11 protein-coding genes are annotated in these 15275 nt (G+C 49.5%); 5 read left to right on the top strand and 6 right to left on the bottom strand.

All coding sequences use genetic code 11. The features are described from left to right. The first annotated feature begins 230 nt into the window (after nt 1-230). The 4 genes from LBCZ_RS00305 to LBCZ_RS00290 all read left to right on the top strand — a co-directional run bounded on the left by LBCZ_RS00305 (nt 231) and on the right by LBCZ_RS00290 (nt 5316). The gene (locus LBCZ_RS00305) at nt 231-1100 is read left to right on the top strand and encodes a MurR/RpiR family transcriptional regulator (protein WP_025013485.1); all 870 of its coding nucleotides are present in this window, start codon (nt 231-233) and stop codon (nt 1098-1100) included. Nucleotides 1101-1305: 205 nt separating this feature from the next. After that, nucleotides 1306-2349 (top strand): DUF871 domain-containing protein, encoded by a 1044-nt coding sequence (locus LBCZ_RS00300; protein ID WP_039639745.1) that lies wholly within the window; start codon nt 1306-1308, stop codon nt 2347-2349. A 32-nt stretch (nt 2350-2381) separates the two neighbouring features. After that, the gene (gene murQ / locus LBCZ_RS00295; RefSeq protein WP_032958918.1) at nt 2382-3305 is read left to right on the top strand and encodes an N-acetylmuramic acid 6-phosphate etherase; all 924 of its coding nucleotides are present in this window, start codon (nt 2382-2384) and stop codon (nt 3303-3305) included. A 1-nt stretch (nt 3306) separates the two neighbouring features. Next, nucleotides 3307-5316: a glucose PTS transporter subunit IIA gene (locus LBCZ_RS00290; protein ID WP_025013486.1), complete on the top strand. Its 2010-nt coding sequence runs from the start codon at nt 3307-3309 to the stop codon at nt 5314-5316. A 313-nt stretch (nt 5317-5629) separates the two neighbouring features. Here LBCZ_RS00290 and LBCZ_RS00285 read toward each other — a convergent pair whose 3' ends face one another. The 5 genes from LBCZ_RS00285 to LBCZ_RS00265 all read right to left on the bottom strand — a co-directional run bounded on the left by LBCZ_RS00285 (nt 5630) and on the right by LBCZ_RS00265 (nt 13139). Further along, nucleotides 5630-6793, bottom strand: coding sequence for a hypothetical protein (locus LBCZ_RS00285; protein WP_025013487.1), 1164 nt, complete (start codon nt 6791-6793; stop codon nt 5630-5632). 475 nt (nt 6794-7268) lie between these two features. Then, a complete protein-coding gene (gene dnaB / locus LBCZ_RS00280; RefSeq protein ID WP_039639747.1) occupies nt 7269-8654 on the bottom strand; it encodes a replicative DNA helicase in 1386 nt (461 codons plus the stop codon). Between the two features lie 316 nt (nt 8655-8970). Continuing rightward, entirely contained in the window at nt 8971-9426 is a 456-nt protein-coding gene (gene rplI, locus LBCZ_RS00275) for a 50S ribosomal protein L9 (RefSeq protein ID WP_025013877.1), read from the bottom strand. Nucleotides 9427-9579: 153 nt separating this feature from the next. Beyond that, the gene (locus LBCZ_RS00270) at nt 9580-11586 is read right to left on the bottom strand and encodes a DHH family phosphoesterase (protein WP_025013876.1); all 2007 of its coding nucleotides are present in this window, start codon (nt 11584-11586) and stop codon (nt 9580-9582) included. Between the two features lie 464 nt (nt 11587-12050). Continuing rightward, nucleotides 12051-13139 (bottom strand): ATP-binding cassette domain-containing protein, encoded by a 1089-nt coding sequence (locus tag LBCZ_RS00265; RefSeq protein WP_225423311.1) that lies wholly within the window; start codon nt 13137-13139, stop codon nt 12051-12053. Nucleotides 13140-13342: 203 nt separating this feature from the next. Here LBCZ_RS00265 and LBCZ_RS00260 point away from each other — a divergent pair, with 203 nt between their 5' ends. Next, entirely contained in the window at nt 13343-14395 is a 1053-nt protein-coding gene (locus tag LBCZ_RS00260) for an IS30 family transposase (protein WP_010620018.1), read from the top strand. A gap of 81 nt (nt 14396-14476) precedes the next feature. Here LBCZ_RS00260 and LBCZ_RS00255 read toward each other — a convergent pair whose 3' ends face one another. Then, nucleotides 14477-14953: an ABC transporter ATP-binding protein gene (locus tag LBCZ_RS00255; protein ID WP_025014002.1), complete on the bottom strand. Its 477-nt coding sequence runs from the start codon at nt 14951-14953 to the stop codon at nt 14477-14479. Nucleotides 14954-15275 lie beyond the last annotated feature (322 nt).

The following is a 15275-nucleotide window of genomic DNA, read 5'->3' as shown; positions in this document are numbered from 1 at the left end:
AAATTTTGTCAGACTTGACACCCGGCAAAAATCTGGCATCCTGGATTTCTGATCAAAACATTGGCAATCTTGGTCATTCATGGCATGATGACTTGAGGATAGCAAAATCTGCACGAACCTGTACGTTTTTTCGTCGTGCACGGACCGAGTCTAGTACTGTCTATCAATCAGTATGGATCAATATTTTCCTTTTAGACTGTGTCGCGCCGTGCTTAGAAGGAGGAGCAATTATGAGTGTTGAAGGTAATTACCAAAGTACGCGCGGTGAACTTTCAGAAGCCGAAAAGAAAATCGTGGACTACGTGTTAACCCACGCGCAAGACGTCCTGACGATGAGTGTTTATGAACTTGCCAAAGCTGCCGGTGCCAGTCCTGCCACAGTCAGTCGGGCCGCCCAGCGATTGCATTTTGCCGGCTATAACGAATTAAAAATGCAGCTGGCCGCTGATTTAAATGGTGAGGCTAATGAGCTGGATTATCAGGAAATTCAAAAGGATGAAAGTCTGACTACCATTAAAACCAAATTGCGCACCAATGCCGAGCGCTCTTTAAGCGAAACGGTTGATCAAGTTGACGAAGCTACAGTGCAAACGATCACCGATCTGATTCACCATAGTCGGCAGATGTTGCTATTCGGCGTTGGCGCCTCGTATCTTTCCGCGCAAAATATTGCGCAAAAATGGGGGCGCCTCGGTTACGCCTGCCATTTCAGCGATGATCTGAATCTTTTTCTTCCGGTCGCCGCCACTGCCGATCCCAAGCGTACCCTCACTTGGTTTATTTCAAACTCCGGCGAGTCACCGGAAGCAGTCTTGGGCGCTAAATTGGCTAAAAAAGCCGGACTGCCGGTGATTGCCACGACCAAACTCGGCAACAACTCACTCGCGCATTATGCCGATATCGTGATTCAAACGTCACAACCGATGGAGGCGCCTAATCGATTTGCGGCAACGCAGTCGTTACACGCACAGTTTATGTTAATTGATATTTTATATTACGCCTACGTCAGCCGCTTTTACGACACTTCCAAAAAACAAACCGATGATTCAAAGGCGCTGGTAACAACTTACAAAGAATTTATGCGCCATGGCTTCAAATAACAAGCGAGTTTCACCCTGAACGCATCGGCCAGCGATGCGTTATTTTTTAGTCATCTTTGAAACTTTATTTCAAAAAAATACGAAATATGTTGAAATTTTCAGATAAATCGGTTATCTTTAATCTCGAAAGGGCTTTCACCTTTCGTTGTTGGTTGTCACTTCATCACCAGTATCAGGCGATGACACAACTTATGGAGGAATAAGGATGATCGGGTTTTCATGCTATCTCAGTGAACCGGCTGATGAACAACAAACAGCTTATCTCAAACAGATGCAGCAAGCAGGCTTCACCGGGGTATTCACATCTTTGCAGTTACCGGAAGATGATCCAAAAACTTTACGACAACGTTTAAACCACTTAATCACGAGCTGTCACCAATTAGGTTTGGCAGTTGTGGCCGACATTTCCCTGGCTAGTTTGAAGCGACTGGGGATTGCGCCGCGGGACTGTTCTGGCATCGAAGCCTTACAACTAGACGGCGTGCGCATTGACGACGGCATTGACATGACCACGGTCGCAGCACTGTCGCACACGATGGGGGTTGCGCTCAATGCCAGCACCCTTTCGTCCGAAACCATTGATCAGTTGGCCAATGCCAAAGCCAACCTCAGGCACATCGAGGCGTGGCACAATTTCTATCCCCGACCGGAAACCGGCTTGGATCCATGTTGGTTCCAACAAAAAAATCACTGGTTGCACACACTCGGCTTTAAAACCATGGCCTTTATTCCTGGCGATGCTCAGCAACGGGGTCCCCTTTTTGCTGGCTTGCCGACACTTGAACCTCATCGCGGCTTACTACCGCTGGCTGCTTATCTGGACCTCAAGCGACTGGCAACCGACCATGTTTACATCGGCGACCCGCAACTCAGCCCACGTAGCATCGCTGCTTTTCAGGCCTATACGAGCGACCAGGTACTTTTGATTCAAACCGAAGCCGCTGATGAGCGCTTATATCATTTGACCTGGCATAATCGCCCGGATGTCGCCCAGCAAGTCGTGCGACTGGCAGAAGCCCGCCTTGAGCATATTTTCGCCGCCCCGGAGCCGCATCGCACCGTTGAACGTCCGCGCGGCAGCATTACCCTTGATAACACCCGCTATGGCAGATACGCTGGCGAACTCCAAATAACCCGCTGCGACTTACCAGCCGATCCGAAAGTCAATGTGGTCGGTCACGTCGCACCGGTAGCGTTGCCTTTGCTTGATCATATCGGTCCGCACCAAGCGCTCCGCTTCAAGCAGTAATGGCCAAAACGAAAAATGAAAGAGGAAAAATGATGACTTTATCAATCAATTTAGATCAGATGACCACCGAAACCCGTAATCAACGCACCATGCACCTGGACACCATGAGCGTCCACGAATTCGCGACGGTGATGAACGCCGAAGACCAAACCGTTGCCCCAAGCGTTCATCAGGCGTTGCCAGCCATTGAGGCGGCAATTCAAACGATCACCGCCGCTTTTAAACAAAATGGCCGTTTATTTTACATCGGCGCCGGCACCAGTGGCCGACTAGGCGTTTTGGATGCTGCCGAATGTGTACCAACCTTCGGCGTGTCACCGGAAATGGTGCAAGGGTTGATTGCCGGCGGGATGAAAGCCATGACAGTCGCCGTCGAAGGAGCCGAAGACTCACCGGCGCTTGGCAAAACGGATCTGGAAGACCGCAAGCTGACCGCCAACGATGTCGTTGTCGGCATCGCGGCAAGCGGACGGACGCCGTACGTGATCGGCGGACTCGACTACGCCCAATCTGTCGGCGCCGCAACGATTAGTCTGGCTTGCAATGCCGGCGCTGAAATCAGTCGGCATGCCGAAATCGCTATTGAAGTCCCCGCCGGTCCGGAAGTACTCACCGGTTCGACCCGACTCAAGGCCGGCACGGCGCAAAAACTCGTTTTAAACATGCTCTCAACCGGTGCCATGGTCGGGATTGGCAAAGTTTACAAGAATCTCATGGTCGATGTCCAGCCAACGAACGAAAAGTTGGTTGTCCGCAGCCAGCGCATCATTCAACAAGCGACCGGTTGTGATGCAGCAACTGCAGCAAAGGCCTTCGAGGCAGCCAATCGGCACGTTAAATTAGCAATTGTTATGATTTTGACCGACCAACCTAGCACCATCGCGCAAACGTTACTCAATCGTGCAAACGGCTTCATCAGCAAAGCCGTTGCACTAAGTCAGGAGGAGGAAGTATAAAATGGGGCAAGATAAATATCAAATCATGGGGGACGGCATCTACGCACAAGTCGGCGGCCCACAAAACGTCGCGAAACTGATCCACTGTATGACGCGTGTGCGAATGACCATCAAAGACAACGCCAAAGTCAACGTGGCTGGCCTGAAAAAGGTGCCCGGCGTTCTCGGCGTCGTTGAAGAAGAAACACTACAAGTCATCGTTGGTCCCGGAACCGTCAACAAAGTCGCCCAAGCGATGGTTGCCAAAGTCGGTGTCGGCTTAGGTGATCCATTCCCGGACAGCGCTGTTTCCGGAAATGGCCATCTAGACAACAAATCCGCTGTCGAGGCCAAGGCAGCCGAGGTCCACGCTGCCCACAAAGCGTCATTGAAACAAACCTGGTGGCGCACCGCTTTGAAACACATTTCGGCCATTTTCATTCCATTGATCCCGGCATTTGTCGGCGCGGGGTTGATTTCCGGAATTGCCGGCATTTTAGCGAACATGTTAGCTGCCGGACAACTGCCAAAAGACTGGACCCAATTCATCACAGTTCTAAAAGTTATCAACGGCGGTCTGTTCACCTTCCTGAACATCTATGTCGGCATTAATGCGGCAACCGAATTCCGAGCAACTCCTGGTCTCGGCGGCATTATCGGTGGTTTGATCTACCTGCCGGGCATTGTCGCACCAGTGACGATTACCAATATCTTCACCCATCAGCCGTTATTGGCCGGGCAAGGCGGGATCATCGGCGTTATCTTCGCTGTTTGGTTGCTGGCCCTCGTTGAAAACCAGTTGCACCGCTTCATTCCAGACTCAATTGACATCATTTTCACGCCTATGCTGAGCTTATTATCAATTGGTGTGCTGACAATCTTCTTCATCATGCCGCTTGCCGGATGGGTGTCTAATTCACTCGTCGGCTCCATCAACTGGATTCTCCAAGTCGGCGGTGCCTTCTCTGGGTTTGTTTTGGGACTGGCATTCCTGCCAATGGTCATGTTGGGATTGCATCAGATTATCACACCGATTCATCTGGAAATGATCAAAAATACCGGCTTTACGGCGTTGCTGCCGATCCTTGCCATGGCTGGCGGCGGCCAGGTCGGTGCCGCCTTGGCCTTGTGGATTAAGTGCCGTAAGAATAAGCAACTGACCCGCCTCATCAAAGGCGCGTTACCGGTCGGCATTCTCGGTGTCGGAGAACCGTTGATTTACGGCGTGAGCTTGCCACTTGGCCGGCCGTTCATCACCGCTTGTATCGGTGGTGGCATTGGCGGCGCTGTTGTCGGTGCTTTTGGCCACGTCGGCGCCATCACCATCGGTCCTTCCGGTGCAGCGCTCATCCCGCTGATTGCTAACCACCAATGGATGGCGTATGTCTTTGGTTTACTCGCTTCTTACGCTGGCGGATTTGTGGCCACCTACTTCTTTGGGGTTCCAAAAAGTGCTATGGTCGCAACGGCGGCTGACGGCACGGTCATTGACGAAGCGGCCCCGCAAGAAGAGGCTCCTAGCCCAGAACAACCAACTACTGATCCTGAAGCCGAAACAGCAACCGTTCAAACCGGCGCCATCAACTTTGTCGCCCCAGCTACAGGGCAGCTGAAGGATTTATCCGAAGTTGCAGATGACGTTTTCTCTCAAAAAATGGTGGGCGACGGTTTTGCCGTCGAACCTACCAGTGGGACAATTGTTGCCCCAGTGGATGGCACCATTGTCAGTGTCATGCCAACCAAACATGCCTGGACGATGACCACAGCTACCGGTCTGGAAATTCTGGTACACATGGGCTTAGACACCGTCGAGCTTAACGGCGCACCGTTCTCAATTGAGGTCAACGACCAGGATACCGTCAAGGCCGGTCAGCCAATTGCCACCATGGACTTAGCGGCAGTCAAAGCAGCCGGCAAAGGAACCACCGTGATGACCATCATCACCAACATGGATCACGTCGCCTCCCTGACAGCCTTCACGGATCAGGATGTTGCGGCGGGGGATGAGGTCTTTACGGTGACTAGTAAGTAGCCTCATAGTTGCAATATAAAAGCGCACTTTCACCGTCATTATGGTAAGTGCGCTTTTGTTTTGCTTAAAAATTTTTGGACTGAGAAAGACTCTAGTGCCAAGGCGGAGCAATCGGAGGCCAGATGGGGCTCAGTGGTGACATTGTTGTTGGTGGGGCGCCCTTTGCCCCGCCTACAACAAGGCCGAACTTTGAGACTCAGCCGGGTTTGCTGAGGCTCAAAGTCGTGCCCACCACGTTCCAGCCCCATCTGGACGGAGATCGCGCGGTTTGGCACGACACCTAGCTCTTTTTTGTGAATTCTCGAAATACCTACTAACGATCCGCGTTTTTCAACTGAGCTTCCTGCAAGTACGCGAAAATGTGGCCAAACGCAATCTCACGAATCTGGCCGTAGCGAATGCGCACCGTTTCTCCGCTGTCTTGACCCACCAATTTCAAGTCAAAATCAGTTTCATCGGCATGTTCCGGATAGCCAAGGAAATGCTCGTCGCTATCCGCAACCTTGATCCGGACAACCCGTTCAAAACCAGCGGCTTCGGAAATAATTGCCTTAACCAGATTATCGTTCGGATCAAACTCCCGATCGGCATTTAGAACCGGCTGCTGACTGAAATGGTGCGTTTGATCCCACTGCTCATAAAAACTGATCGTCTGCAGGTAATCCGAAGCAGTCGCCACATTTTGAATACTTGGCAGGGTCATGAGAATATAGCCGCCAAATTGCCCGGCCATGTCCTTCAGACTCAGCACCACGACCCGGTCATTGACTGCTTTAACTCGGCCAACAAAGAACTGGTCTTCCGGCCCTTTTGGCACAACCGAAATCAGCCGATTCTCCGCCAGTGCATTCTGAAAGACGCCTTCAAGTTGCCCGTCATTTTGAAATAGCTTCGTTGGTACATGTTGCAGTTGATCGCGGTGCCGCACCAGCTCGGTTTCCAGTTTGAGATCCAAGCCATGAAACTCCATCACCAGAATGTCCGAGAAGTCGACTTGCAACGCCCGAACATCCGTGTAATTGAACTTATTGAAAATGGCCATACTGAAGCGATCTTCGGCGACCGCCGTGACCCGACCTTCGAGATAGGCATCGTCATCCGCCACCACGACCATGATCATTTGCTCGCTAGCCTGCGCCTGCTTGGCTAATTGCCAAATCAGGCTCTCAGTTGCATCAAATTGAAACGGCTTTTCTTTACCTTGAAGCGTCAAAAAATGCTCCGACTGCGCCAACCCGATCCGAAAATTCATGTTATCCAGATCGTCACCGGCAAACTCCACTTGGTCAATCGCTGAAAAGGCAATCAAAGCGCAGCCATCAGCAATCCCCGAATCATTATAGGTTCCCAGAACAACCGCATCATGACCCAAAACCTGCACATATCCAGTGTAAAAATCATCGGTATCACGCTGGTAAACATTGATCAGCAGGTGTTCATTGAGCGCTGTCATCAAACTCATTAAAATGGCATCCATGCGGCATCCCTCACTTTCTTATTTTGAGCGTGAGCCAGCCCGGTTAGAAACCGGAGTGTAAGCGGCCTTGGGCGTGATGGCCGGTCTTTGGCCATTGCGACCAAGGTCCTTACACGCAGGTTTCTGGGCTGGCGAACGCGTTATGGTTGAGCGTGAGCCGGCGCGCTTAGGAGTCGGAGTGTAAGCGGCCTTGGGCGTGATGGCCGGTCTTTGGCCATTGCGACCAAGGTCCTTACACGCAGGTTTCTGGGCTGGCGAACGCGTTATGGTTGAGCGTGAGCCGGCGCGCTTAGAGTCGGAGTGTAAGCGGCCTTGGGCGTGATGGCCCGGTCTTAGGCCATTGCGACCAAGGTCCTTACACGCAGGTTTCTGGGCTGGCGAACGCGTTATAGTTGAGCATGAGCCAGCCCGGTTTCTAGACTGACGAACACATTATTTTGCGTCACTCATTTTGGTACGTCATTTTTCAAAAAGCTTACTGATCTGGTCCATTATAGGCAATATTTGTGAATTTATTGTGCGATTTGACGAATAACAACTTCACGGTGCCACGGGGGCCGGAACGGTTCTTCTCAATAATGACTTCGACTTCGCCGACATTACCATCCCCGTCGTCACTTCCGCCTTGGTCATCATCGTCATCGCCTTCCGCATCGCGATAATAATCGTCTCGATATAAGAAAGCAACAATATCGGCATCCTGTTCAATTGAGCCGGATTCACGAATATCACTCAAAACCGGGCGCTTGTCTTGCCGCTGTTCCACGCCACGACTCAACTGTGACAAAGCGATGACTGGCACGTGTAATTCTTTTGCCAGCTTCTTGAGTTGCCGCGACACGGCGCTGACTTCCTGTTGCCGATTTTCCTGACCAGAGCCTTCAATTAGCTGGAGATAATCAATGATGATAAGCCCCAGGTCGCCTTGTTCACGCGCCAGTCGCCGGCACTTAGCCCGAATCTCGGCCATCCGGATACCGGGTGTATCATCCATATAAATTTTTGCTTTACTCAAACTGCCCATGGCAATAATCAGATTCTGCCATTCTTCTTCGTTCAACTGGCCAGTGCGCAGATGATTGGCATCAATACTGCCTTCTGAACACAACATCCGGTTAACCAGCTGTTCCGCGCCCATTTCCAAACTGAAAATCGCGACACTTTTATCGGTCTTCGTACCGACATTTTGCGCAATATTCAGCGCAAACGCCGTCTTCCCGACAGCCGGGCGCGCAGCTAAAATAATCATTTCATCTTCATGCAGTCCGGTCGTGATTTTATCGAGGTCGCGGAATCCAGTCGGCAAACCGGTAATTGTCTGATCATTTTGATACAGCTGATCGATTTGCGCCATTGCTTGATTCAAAACATCTTTAATTTGCTTAAATCCGACTTGGTTGCGATTCTCGGAAACATCCATGATCTGGCGTTCGGCATCTTCAACTAGGCCTTCAACATCATCTTGTTCAGTATAGCTACGGCTGGCAATATTTTGCGCCGTGTTAATCAGCTTACGTAAGGTACTCTTTTGCTGCACAATTTTGGCGTAATAAACCACGTTACTGGCGATCGGCGTCGATGCCACCAAATCGGTAATATAACCGGCACCACCGATGTCGTCCAACTGGTTGTGATTGTCAAGATAGTCCGTTACCGTGACCGTATCAATGGCAGTTCCGTTGTCCTGTAAGTCCGTCATCGCCTGGAACAAAAGCCGATGCGCTTTTTTATAGAAGTCATCTGCCGTCACGTATTCCTGGGCATCCGGCAATGTGTCGGCATTCAGAAAAATTCCGCCAAGGACGGCACGTTCCGCTTCATCACTATGCGGCGGTTGCTGTTCAATTAACTGATTATCCATGCGCGTCCTCCTTCTGTTCGATCATGGAACTTATGCAACACTTCGACGTTCGTTATTGCAAAGTGATAGCACTTATCCTTAACAGTCTACGTTAAACCGCTGACCAAAACAAGCGTTCCCGCTTAACGTAACATTGTTGATTTTAAGCTTGAAAAGCCTGACCTTATGCGCTTTTCGCCGCCATTGTCACGCATAACCTCCGAAGCATTCAAAAACGCGCGCTAAAAGTCGGGAGACAGGCTCTCTAACCTTTCAACGCACGATTTTCATATTGATTGTCACTTATTTAATTAGAACCTGATCTACAGGCCCTTTTCTACTTCTGCTCAAGCACGTGAACCCGAATCCGCGCATCGATGCCAGGGAACAGGTTGACCGGAACGTTGGTAAAGCCTAGCGAACGAATCGGCTGCTTCAAATCGATCTTACGCTTATCGACTTTAATCTGATATTGCCGATCCAACGCCGTGGCGATCTGCTTGCTAGGAATCGAACCAAACAACCGGGAATCTTCACCGGCCTTGGCTTGAATCTGCACAACTGTCTTGTCGTCTTCAATCTTGGCTTTAAGCGCTTCAGCCTCAGCCTTCTTCTCAGCTTCTTTTTTTTCTTCGAGCCGTTGTTGCCCACGCAAAGCACTCATGGCTTGCGGAGTGGCCGCCTTAGCCAAACCCTTGCGAATCAAAAAGTTCTCGGCATAGCCGTCAGGTACTTCCTTCACCTGACCGCGATTACCCTTACCACGAACGTCTTGTGTAAAGATGACTTTCATTTAAAATCCCTGCTTTCTATGGTTGAGCGTGAGCCGGCGCGCTTAGGGGTCGGAGTGTAAGTGGCCTCAGGCGTAATGGCCCGACCTTGGCCATTGCGCCTGAGTTCCTTACACGCAGGTTTCTGGGCTGGTGAACGCGTTATGACGATTGCGTCACGCGTCTTCGTCTGCTTTTTTGATCTGAGCAAGTAAGTCGCTGCGAACTTCGGCGATTGTTTTGCCCTTGATCTGGGTGGCCGCATTGCTTAAATGGCCGCCGCCGCCCATGGCTTCCATGATAACCTGCACATTCACATCCCCGGTCGAGCGGGCAGAAATGCCGATATCACCGCTGGGACGTTTGGTAATGACAAAACTGGCATCGACACCATTCAACGACAGCATGGTGTCAGCCGCTTGGGCAGCAATCACCGGATCATAGCGCTTATCTTCTTCCCCAGTACATAGTGCCATATTTGGGGCAATCATTTCAATTGTGTCAATCAAATGGTTGCGTTGGATGAAGCTGTCGATATTTTCTTTCAACAGGTTCTGCGCCAACATCCCGTCAGCACCCATGGAACGCAGATAACTGGCCGCGTCAAACGTCCGCGTGCCGGTCCGCAAGCTGAACGACTTCGTATCCACGGTAATCCCAGCTAACATCGCCGTTGCTTCAAGCTTATCCAGGCTTGGAACATTTGTCGGCTGATATTCAAACATTTCGGCAATCAGCTCACACGTCGAGCTGGCATACGGTTCAATGTAAACCAGCATCGGATTGTCCGGGAACTCTTCCCCGCGGCGATGGTGATCAATAATCACGGTTCGTGCCGCCAACCGCTTGTACAACTCAGGCGCGGCTGAAATTGACGGCTTACTGTGGTCAACCAAAATCAGCAGACTCTGATCCGTTGCCTGTGACAACGCCGCTTCTGGAGTCACAATCGCATTAGCCACTTCCGGATCCTGACCAACCTGTCCCATCAGCCGTTCAACATCGGAATGCAAGTGGTCGGGGTCAATGACGATGTAACATTCCTTGCCATTCATCTGAGCAATACGCCGAATCCCCATCGCTGCCCCGACAGCATCCATATCCGGCCGCTTGTGACCAACGACAAAGACTTTATCTGTTTGCTTAAACAACTCTTGCAAGGCTTGCGCGACCATGCGTGCCCGTACCCGAGTCCGCTTCTCCATGGGATTAGTTTTACCGCCATAGAATCGGGCTTCATGACCTTTAGCCCGGACCACAACCTGATCGCCGCCACGACCCAGCGCCAGATCCAGGTTACTCTGCGAGGTGACCGCGAGTTGAGCTAAATCTTCGTCACCATAAGCAATCCCGACAGACAGGGTTAATGGATAATTCTGCTTAGAGGTTTCTTCCCGAATCGCATCCAGAATCTTGAACTTATCCCGTTCAACATCCTTTAGCGACTTGGCATATGCCAGTAAGAAAAAGCGATCGTTGTCGATCCGCTTCAAAAACATGCCAAATTGGTTGGCCCAATCTGTCAACTGGTTGGTGACATAACTATTCAAATTCGTGACAACCTGGTCATCCATCGTCTGGGTAATTTCGTCATAGTTATCAATGAAAATCTGCCCGATAGCAATCTTTTCATCTTCCGCGCGCTCTTCAATTTCAGCATAACGCGTGACATCCATCAGATAGACAACGCCGATGCTCTTTTGCACGATAATCTCAAACTGATGCTGGCCCCAGGTCACCATTTTGGTTTCATTAGTGTCCTCGTGACTGCGAATCAGCTCGGCCAGCTCGGCATCTACTTTTTCCAGTGGCTGCCCCAGCACATCCGTATCACCAAAATACTTCTGGAGAAACGGATTCGTCCACTCAATATTCAGATCCTCATCATAAATCATGATCCCGATCGGCATTTTAATCAGCGCTTCTTGTTCCCCGCGCTTAATCCGATAACTAAGATCCGAAATATACTGATTCGTATTCTTGGCAATGGTCTCAAGGGCATAAAAAATCGTCGCCACAAGACTGATTAAAATCAACAGCATCAACAAAGCCAGCCACGGGCGGATCAAGGCTCCGATCAGAATGCCGATGACCGCAAGAACCACCATCGCAATTGCTGCATACCGCATCCGCATGTCTTCCAAAAACTCCGGCATACGAATCCGTTCAAATAATTTCTTCATATAGAAAAACTCGCTTTCACTTGGCGCAGATACTTAAGGATTTCTTTAGCTATTCTACCATACTGTGCAAGCGGATTCTGGAAAGAGGGTCAGAGCGTGAACTGGCGCGGTTAGGAACCGGAGTGTAAGTGGCCTTGGGCGTGATGGCCCGGTCTTAGGCCATTGCGACCAAGGTCCTTACACGCAAATTTCTGCAACTGCGAACGCGTTTTTCTAGTGCATCGGCCATCTGGGCTTTGTCACAAGTTTCTATACAAATATGCTTTTAGATGAACCCATGTTAGAATAACCTTGTCGAAATTGTTCATGAATCATCACCAATCCGCGTAGACCGTAAGCTGCGCGGATTTTTTTGTACTCAAAAAACGACACCCTCGCTAAAAGATACTGCCTTAATGCCAATGCCGGGCTTCGTCGGAATTCATCAGCTGAAAGTTTAGCCACAAATGCAGCTCACATAACCCTCACTGCATCACAATCGGCGTACCAACATGAAGCAAATGATCATCATGGGTAATCGCAATGACTAATTTACTTTTTGCGAGTTCTTTGAGTAACCCAATCACCGCCGCTCGGATCTCCGGATAGATGTTGGCAGTCGGTTCATCCAAGATGTACATGGACGCATTTTCTTTGCCAAATGCCGCTAAAAGACGCACTAACTGCAACTCGCCGCTCGACAGCACATCGACCTTCTCATCATAAATATTCCGGAGCTTAAACACGTCCGAATCATAAACCTTTGCAAAGAGTCGTGACCTTTTGACCATTGATAAAAGGTCATTTTGCGTCATGCCGGCTAAGTATTCGCGAACCGTTATATGCGGAGACGGGATATCTTGAAACGAAAAACCAATCTCCTTTTTCCGCAATGTCCGCATATCGATTTGCTTCATCTTGATGCCGTTAATTGAAATGTTGCCCTTCAACTCTGGCTGGTAAATCCCTGTCATCGTTCGGACAAACGTACTCTTGCCAACGCCATTGTCCCCAGAAATAATGTATAACCCCGGTGTCTTAAACGAGCAAGATAGATCACGCGAATAGAAAAGTTCCTGTACATCAGATTTTTTCTCAAATCGTTTGATGTTAAAAGCATCAACATCAATCCTGTGAATCCGCGCAACATCTTGCATCCCGGTTTGATCGTCCGCCATGTCCAGAATTTGCTCCATCCGCGCAAGTGAGGCCCGATATGCTTCAGCGCCAATAGCAATGCTAAAAATCTGATCGACTGAATTGAGTAACTGCCCGAAGTACTGGAGAATAATCGCAAAAAGGCCAATGGTGATACTGCCTCTTAAGACTGCCAGGCCGCCGATGACAAAGAAAAGAGTTTGAAACGCCAACTGCATGACGATTTGCCAGGTTGACATCCAATAATGAATCCAAAAACTTTTGGTGAACGTCTTGAATAGATTGCGACCCACCTGATCGAGCCGCGCTACCTCACTAGGCAGATTTTCCGCACCCTTAATCTCGACATATCTGCCAATAAAATCGTTTCTGGCCGAATAATAGTCATTCTGTTTGCCTTTTATTTCTAGGCTCACGCGGTAAATTTTCTGATGAAAGACAACGTAAATAAGAAAATAAACCGGTAAAAAGACAACCATAATGGTGAAAATTTCAGCCGCGCATTTTAGAATCAAGTTAGCCACTGTCTCAAAATTTTTTGGACAATAAAAAACATCAAGAACAGATATCCTGTATCATTGAAGTTCCTACACAAACAATGGAAGAGGATATTGTCTTGATGCAGAAACAGGATAGCACACACCGCCAAAAAGGTCAGCACTTAACATCACTCGAGCGCGGAAAAGTGGCCGGATTCCGCCAAGCTGGGAAGTCCAATCGTTGGATTGCTGCTGAAATTGGCGTCTGCCCGCAGACCATTAATAATGAAATCAAGCGAGGTACAGTAGATCAGGTCAAGAAGAGTAATGGCAAGCGCGTCTACCATCGACAATACCTGCCAGAGGCTGCTCAGGCACGTTACGAGACTGCACGCTTGAGCTGCCATCGTCCTGACAAGTTCGCCAGCGTACAGGTCTTCTTAGCCTGGTACGTACAGCGAGCTAAGCAGGACAAATGGTCGCCGGATGCTTCAATCGGCTATGCCAAGCGACACAAGCTGTTTACTCCTGAAGAGCTTGTTTGTGCCTCGACTTTGTACCAGTACATTGACGACCAACGCCTAGAGATTCGAAATATCGACCTGTTGGAGAAGACTAAGCGGAAGACCTCTCACCAGCACCACACCAAGGCTAAGCGCCTGGCTGGCCGCAGTATCGAGGAACGGCCTAAGGTCGTTGAACGACGCAGGCAGTTCGGTCACTGGGAGATGGATACCATTGTCGGTAAACGCAATGGCAAGGAGAGCGTCATCTTGACTCTGATTGAGCGCAAGACCCGTTGCCAACTTCTCCGCTTGATCGAAGGACGAGATGCAGACTCTGTGAGCTATGCATTGCGTGGAATCAAGCGCGAATGGGGAGCTTGCATCAAGACCATCACAGCCGACAACGGACCCGAGTTCACCGCCTTAAATACTGCTTTTGCTGGGACGGAAACTGAGATCTTCTACGCCCATCCTTACACGTCCTGCGACCGTGGCACCAACGAGGCACATAACCGGATGATCCGCCAGGACTTCCCTAAGGGCATGTCCCTAGATGACATTAGCCCTAGTCAAGTGCAGGCCACGCAAGACCGCTTGAATCAGTTGCCTCGCAAACAACAGGGCTACTGCACACCCCAGCAAAACTTTGAGGCCGAAGCTCGGCGCGTTCGCCGCATGGCCCAGTAGTCTCTCTAGCGCCACAACTTCTATTTGATAACGGCCTGTTCTGGGATTGTCCTCAACGACTGGCTAACTTGTTCTTGCAATTTACGTGAAAATTTCAGCATTCGCACTAAGAACATAAGCAGTAATGGTGAGTGTCGACACGATGACACTGCACAACCTGACAACTGTGTCGGAGAAAAATGAAACAATTTCAGTCACATCATCATTCATCCGCGCGCTTAAGGTTGTCGGGCTCCACTTTAAGATGCTGAGCGTATTTTTTGTGAACAGTCGAAAAATAATTTTTCGATTTAACTCAAGTACCGTTTTTTTTTTGGTCAGTATCTGAATATGACTTGTGAAAAAGGAAATAACAAGCCTTAGTATGCTAAAGCCCAGCATTAAGCCAAAGAACAGCGCAAATAGGCGCGGATTGCGACTATACACCAAACTATCCAGCAACTTGCCTTCGAGATATGTATTGCCGGTGATCAGACTCGTACTCATCATCGTAAAGATCACCAAGATGATAAAGGCTGCGCGATGCTTCTTCAGTGTTTGCCATACGACAGCGTTCATTGAAACACCTCCTGAGCGTGAGTTGCACGGATGAACTAAGGTTAGTTATGGTTTTACGCTCGCAAAAGTTTTTGTCAATGAAAATGCAATCGCTGTTTAATTTTATAATTATTTTCTAATTTCTTATTGTTAGCCTTTTCTCTGTCTGAATCCACTACTGACCTTGAATGCATGTCACCTCCACAAAAAAGTAACTTGAATATATGCAAATCACCAATCTTCAAAACAGACCTATTTGAATAGTTAAGAGATGTCAAAGTCTATCGGTATACATACATATCATATGCACGAGTATGATATAAAGAATCCATAGATCTCTGAA

The organism is Lacticaseibacillus casei DSM 20011 = JCM 1134 = ATCC 393 (genome assembly GCF_000829055.1).
In the GTDB taxonomy this organism is placed as follows: domain Bacteria; phylum Bacillota; class Bacilli; order Lactobacillales; family Lactobacillaceae; genus Lacticaseibacillus; species Lacticaseibacillus casei.
This window is presented reverse-complemented; position numbering and strand designations above follow the sequence as displayed.

Coding starts and splice junctions, on each gene's coding strand:
- LBCZ_RS00305 (WP_025013485.1), top strand. CDS start 231: ATGAGTGTTGAAGGTAATTACCAAAGTACGCGCGGTGAACTTTCAGAA.
- LBCZ_RS00300 (WP_039639745.1), top strand. CDS start 1,306: ATGATCGGGTTTTCATGCTATCTCAGTGAACCGGCTGATGAACAACAA.
- murQ (WP_032958918.1), top strand. CDS start 2,382: ATGACTTTATCAATCAATTTAGATCAGATGACCACCGAAACCCGTAAT.
- LBCZ_RS00290 (WP_025013486.1), top strand. CDS start 3,307: ATGGGGCAAGATAAATATCAAATCATGGGGGACGGCATCTACGCACAA.
- LBCZ_RS00285 (WP_025013487.1), bottom strand. CDS start 6,793: ATGGATGCCATTTTAATGAGTTTGATGACAGCGCTCAATGAACACCTG.
- dnaB (WP_039639747.1), bottom strand. CDS start 8,654: ATGGATAATCAGTTAATTGAACAGCAACCGCCGCATAGTGATGAAGCG.
- rplI (WP_025013877.1), bottom strand. CDS start 9,426: ATGAAAGTCATCTTTACACAAGACGTTCGTGGTAAGGGTAATCGCGGT.
- LBCZ_RS00270 (WP_025013876.1), bottom strand. CDS start 11,586: ATGAAGAAATTATTTGAACGGATTCGTATGCCGGAGTTTTTGGAAGAC.
- LBCZ_RS00260 (WP_010620018.1), top strand. CDS start 13,343: ATGCAGAAACAGGATAGCACACACCGCCAAAAAGGTCAGCACTTAACA.
- LBCZ_RS00255 (WP_025014002.1), bottom strand. CDS start 14,953: ATGAACGCTGTCGTATGGCAAACACTGAAGAAGCATCGCGCAGCCTTT.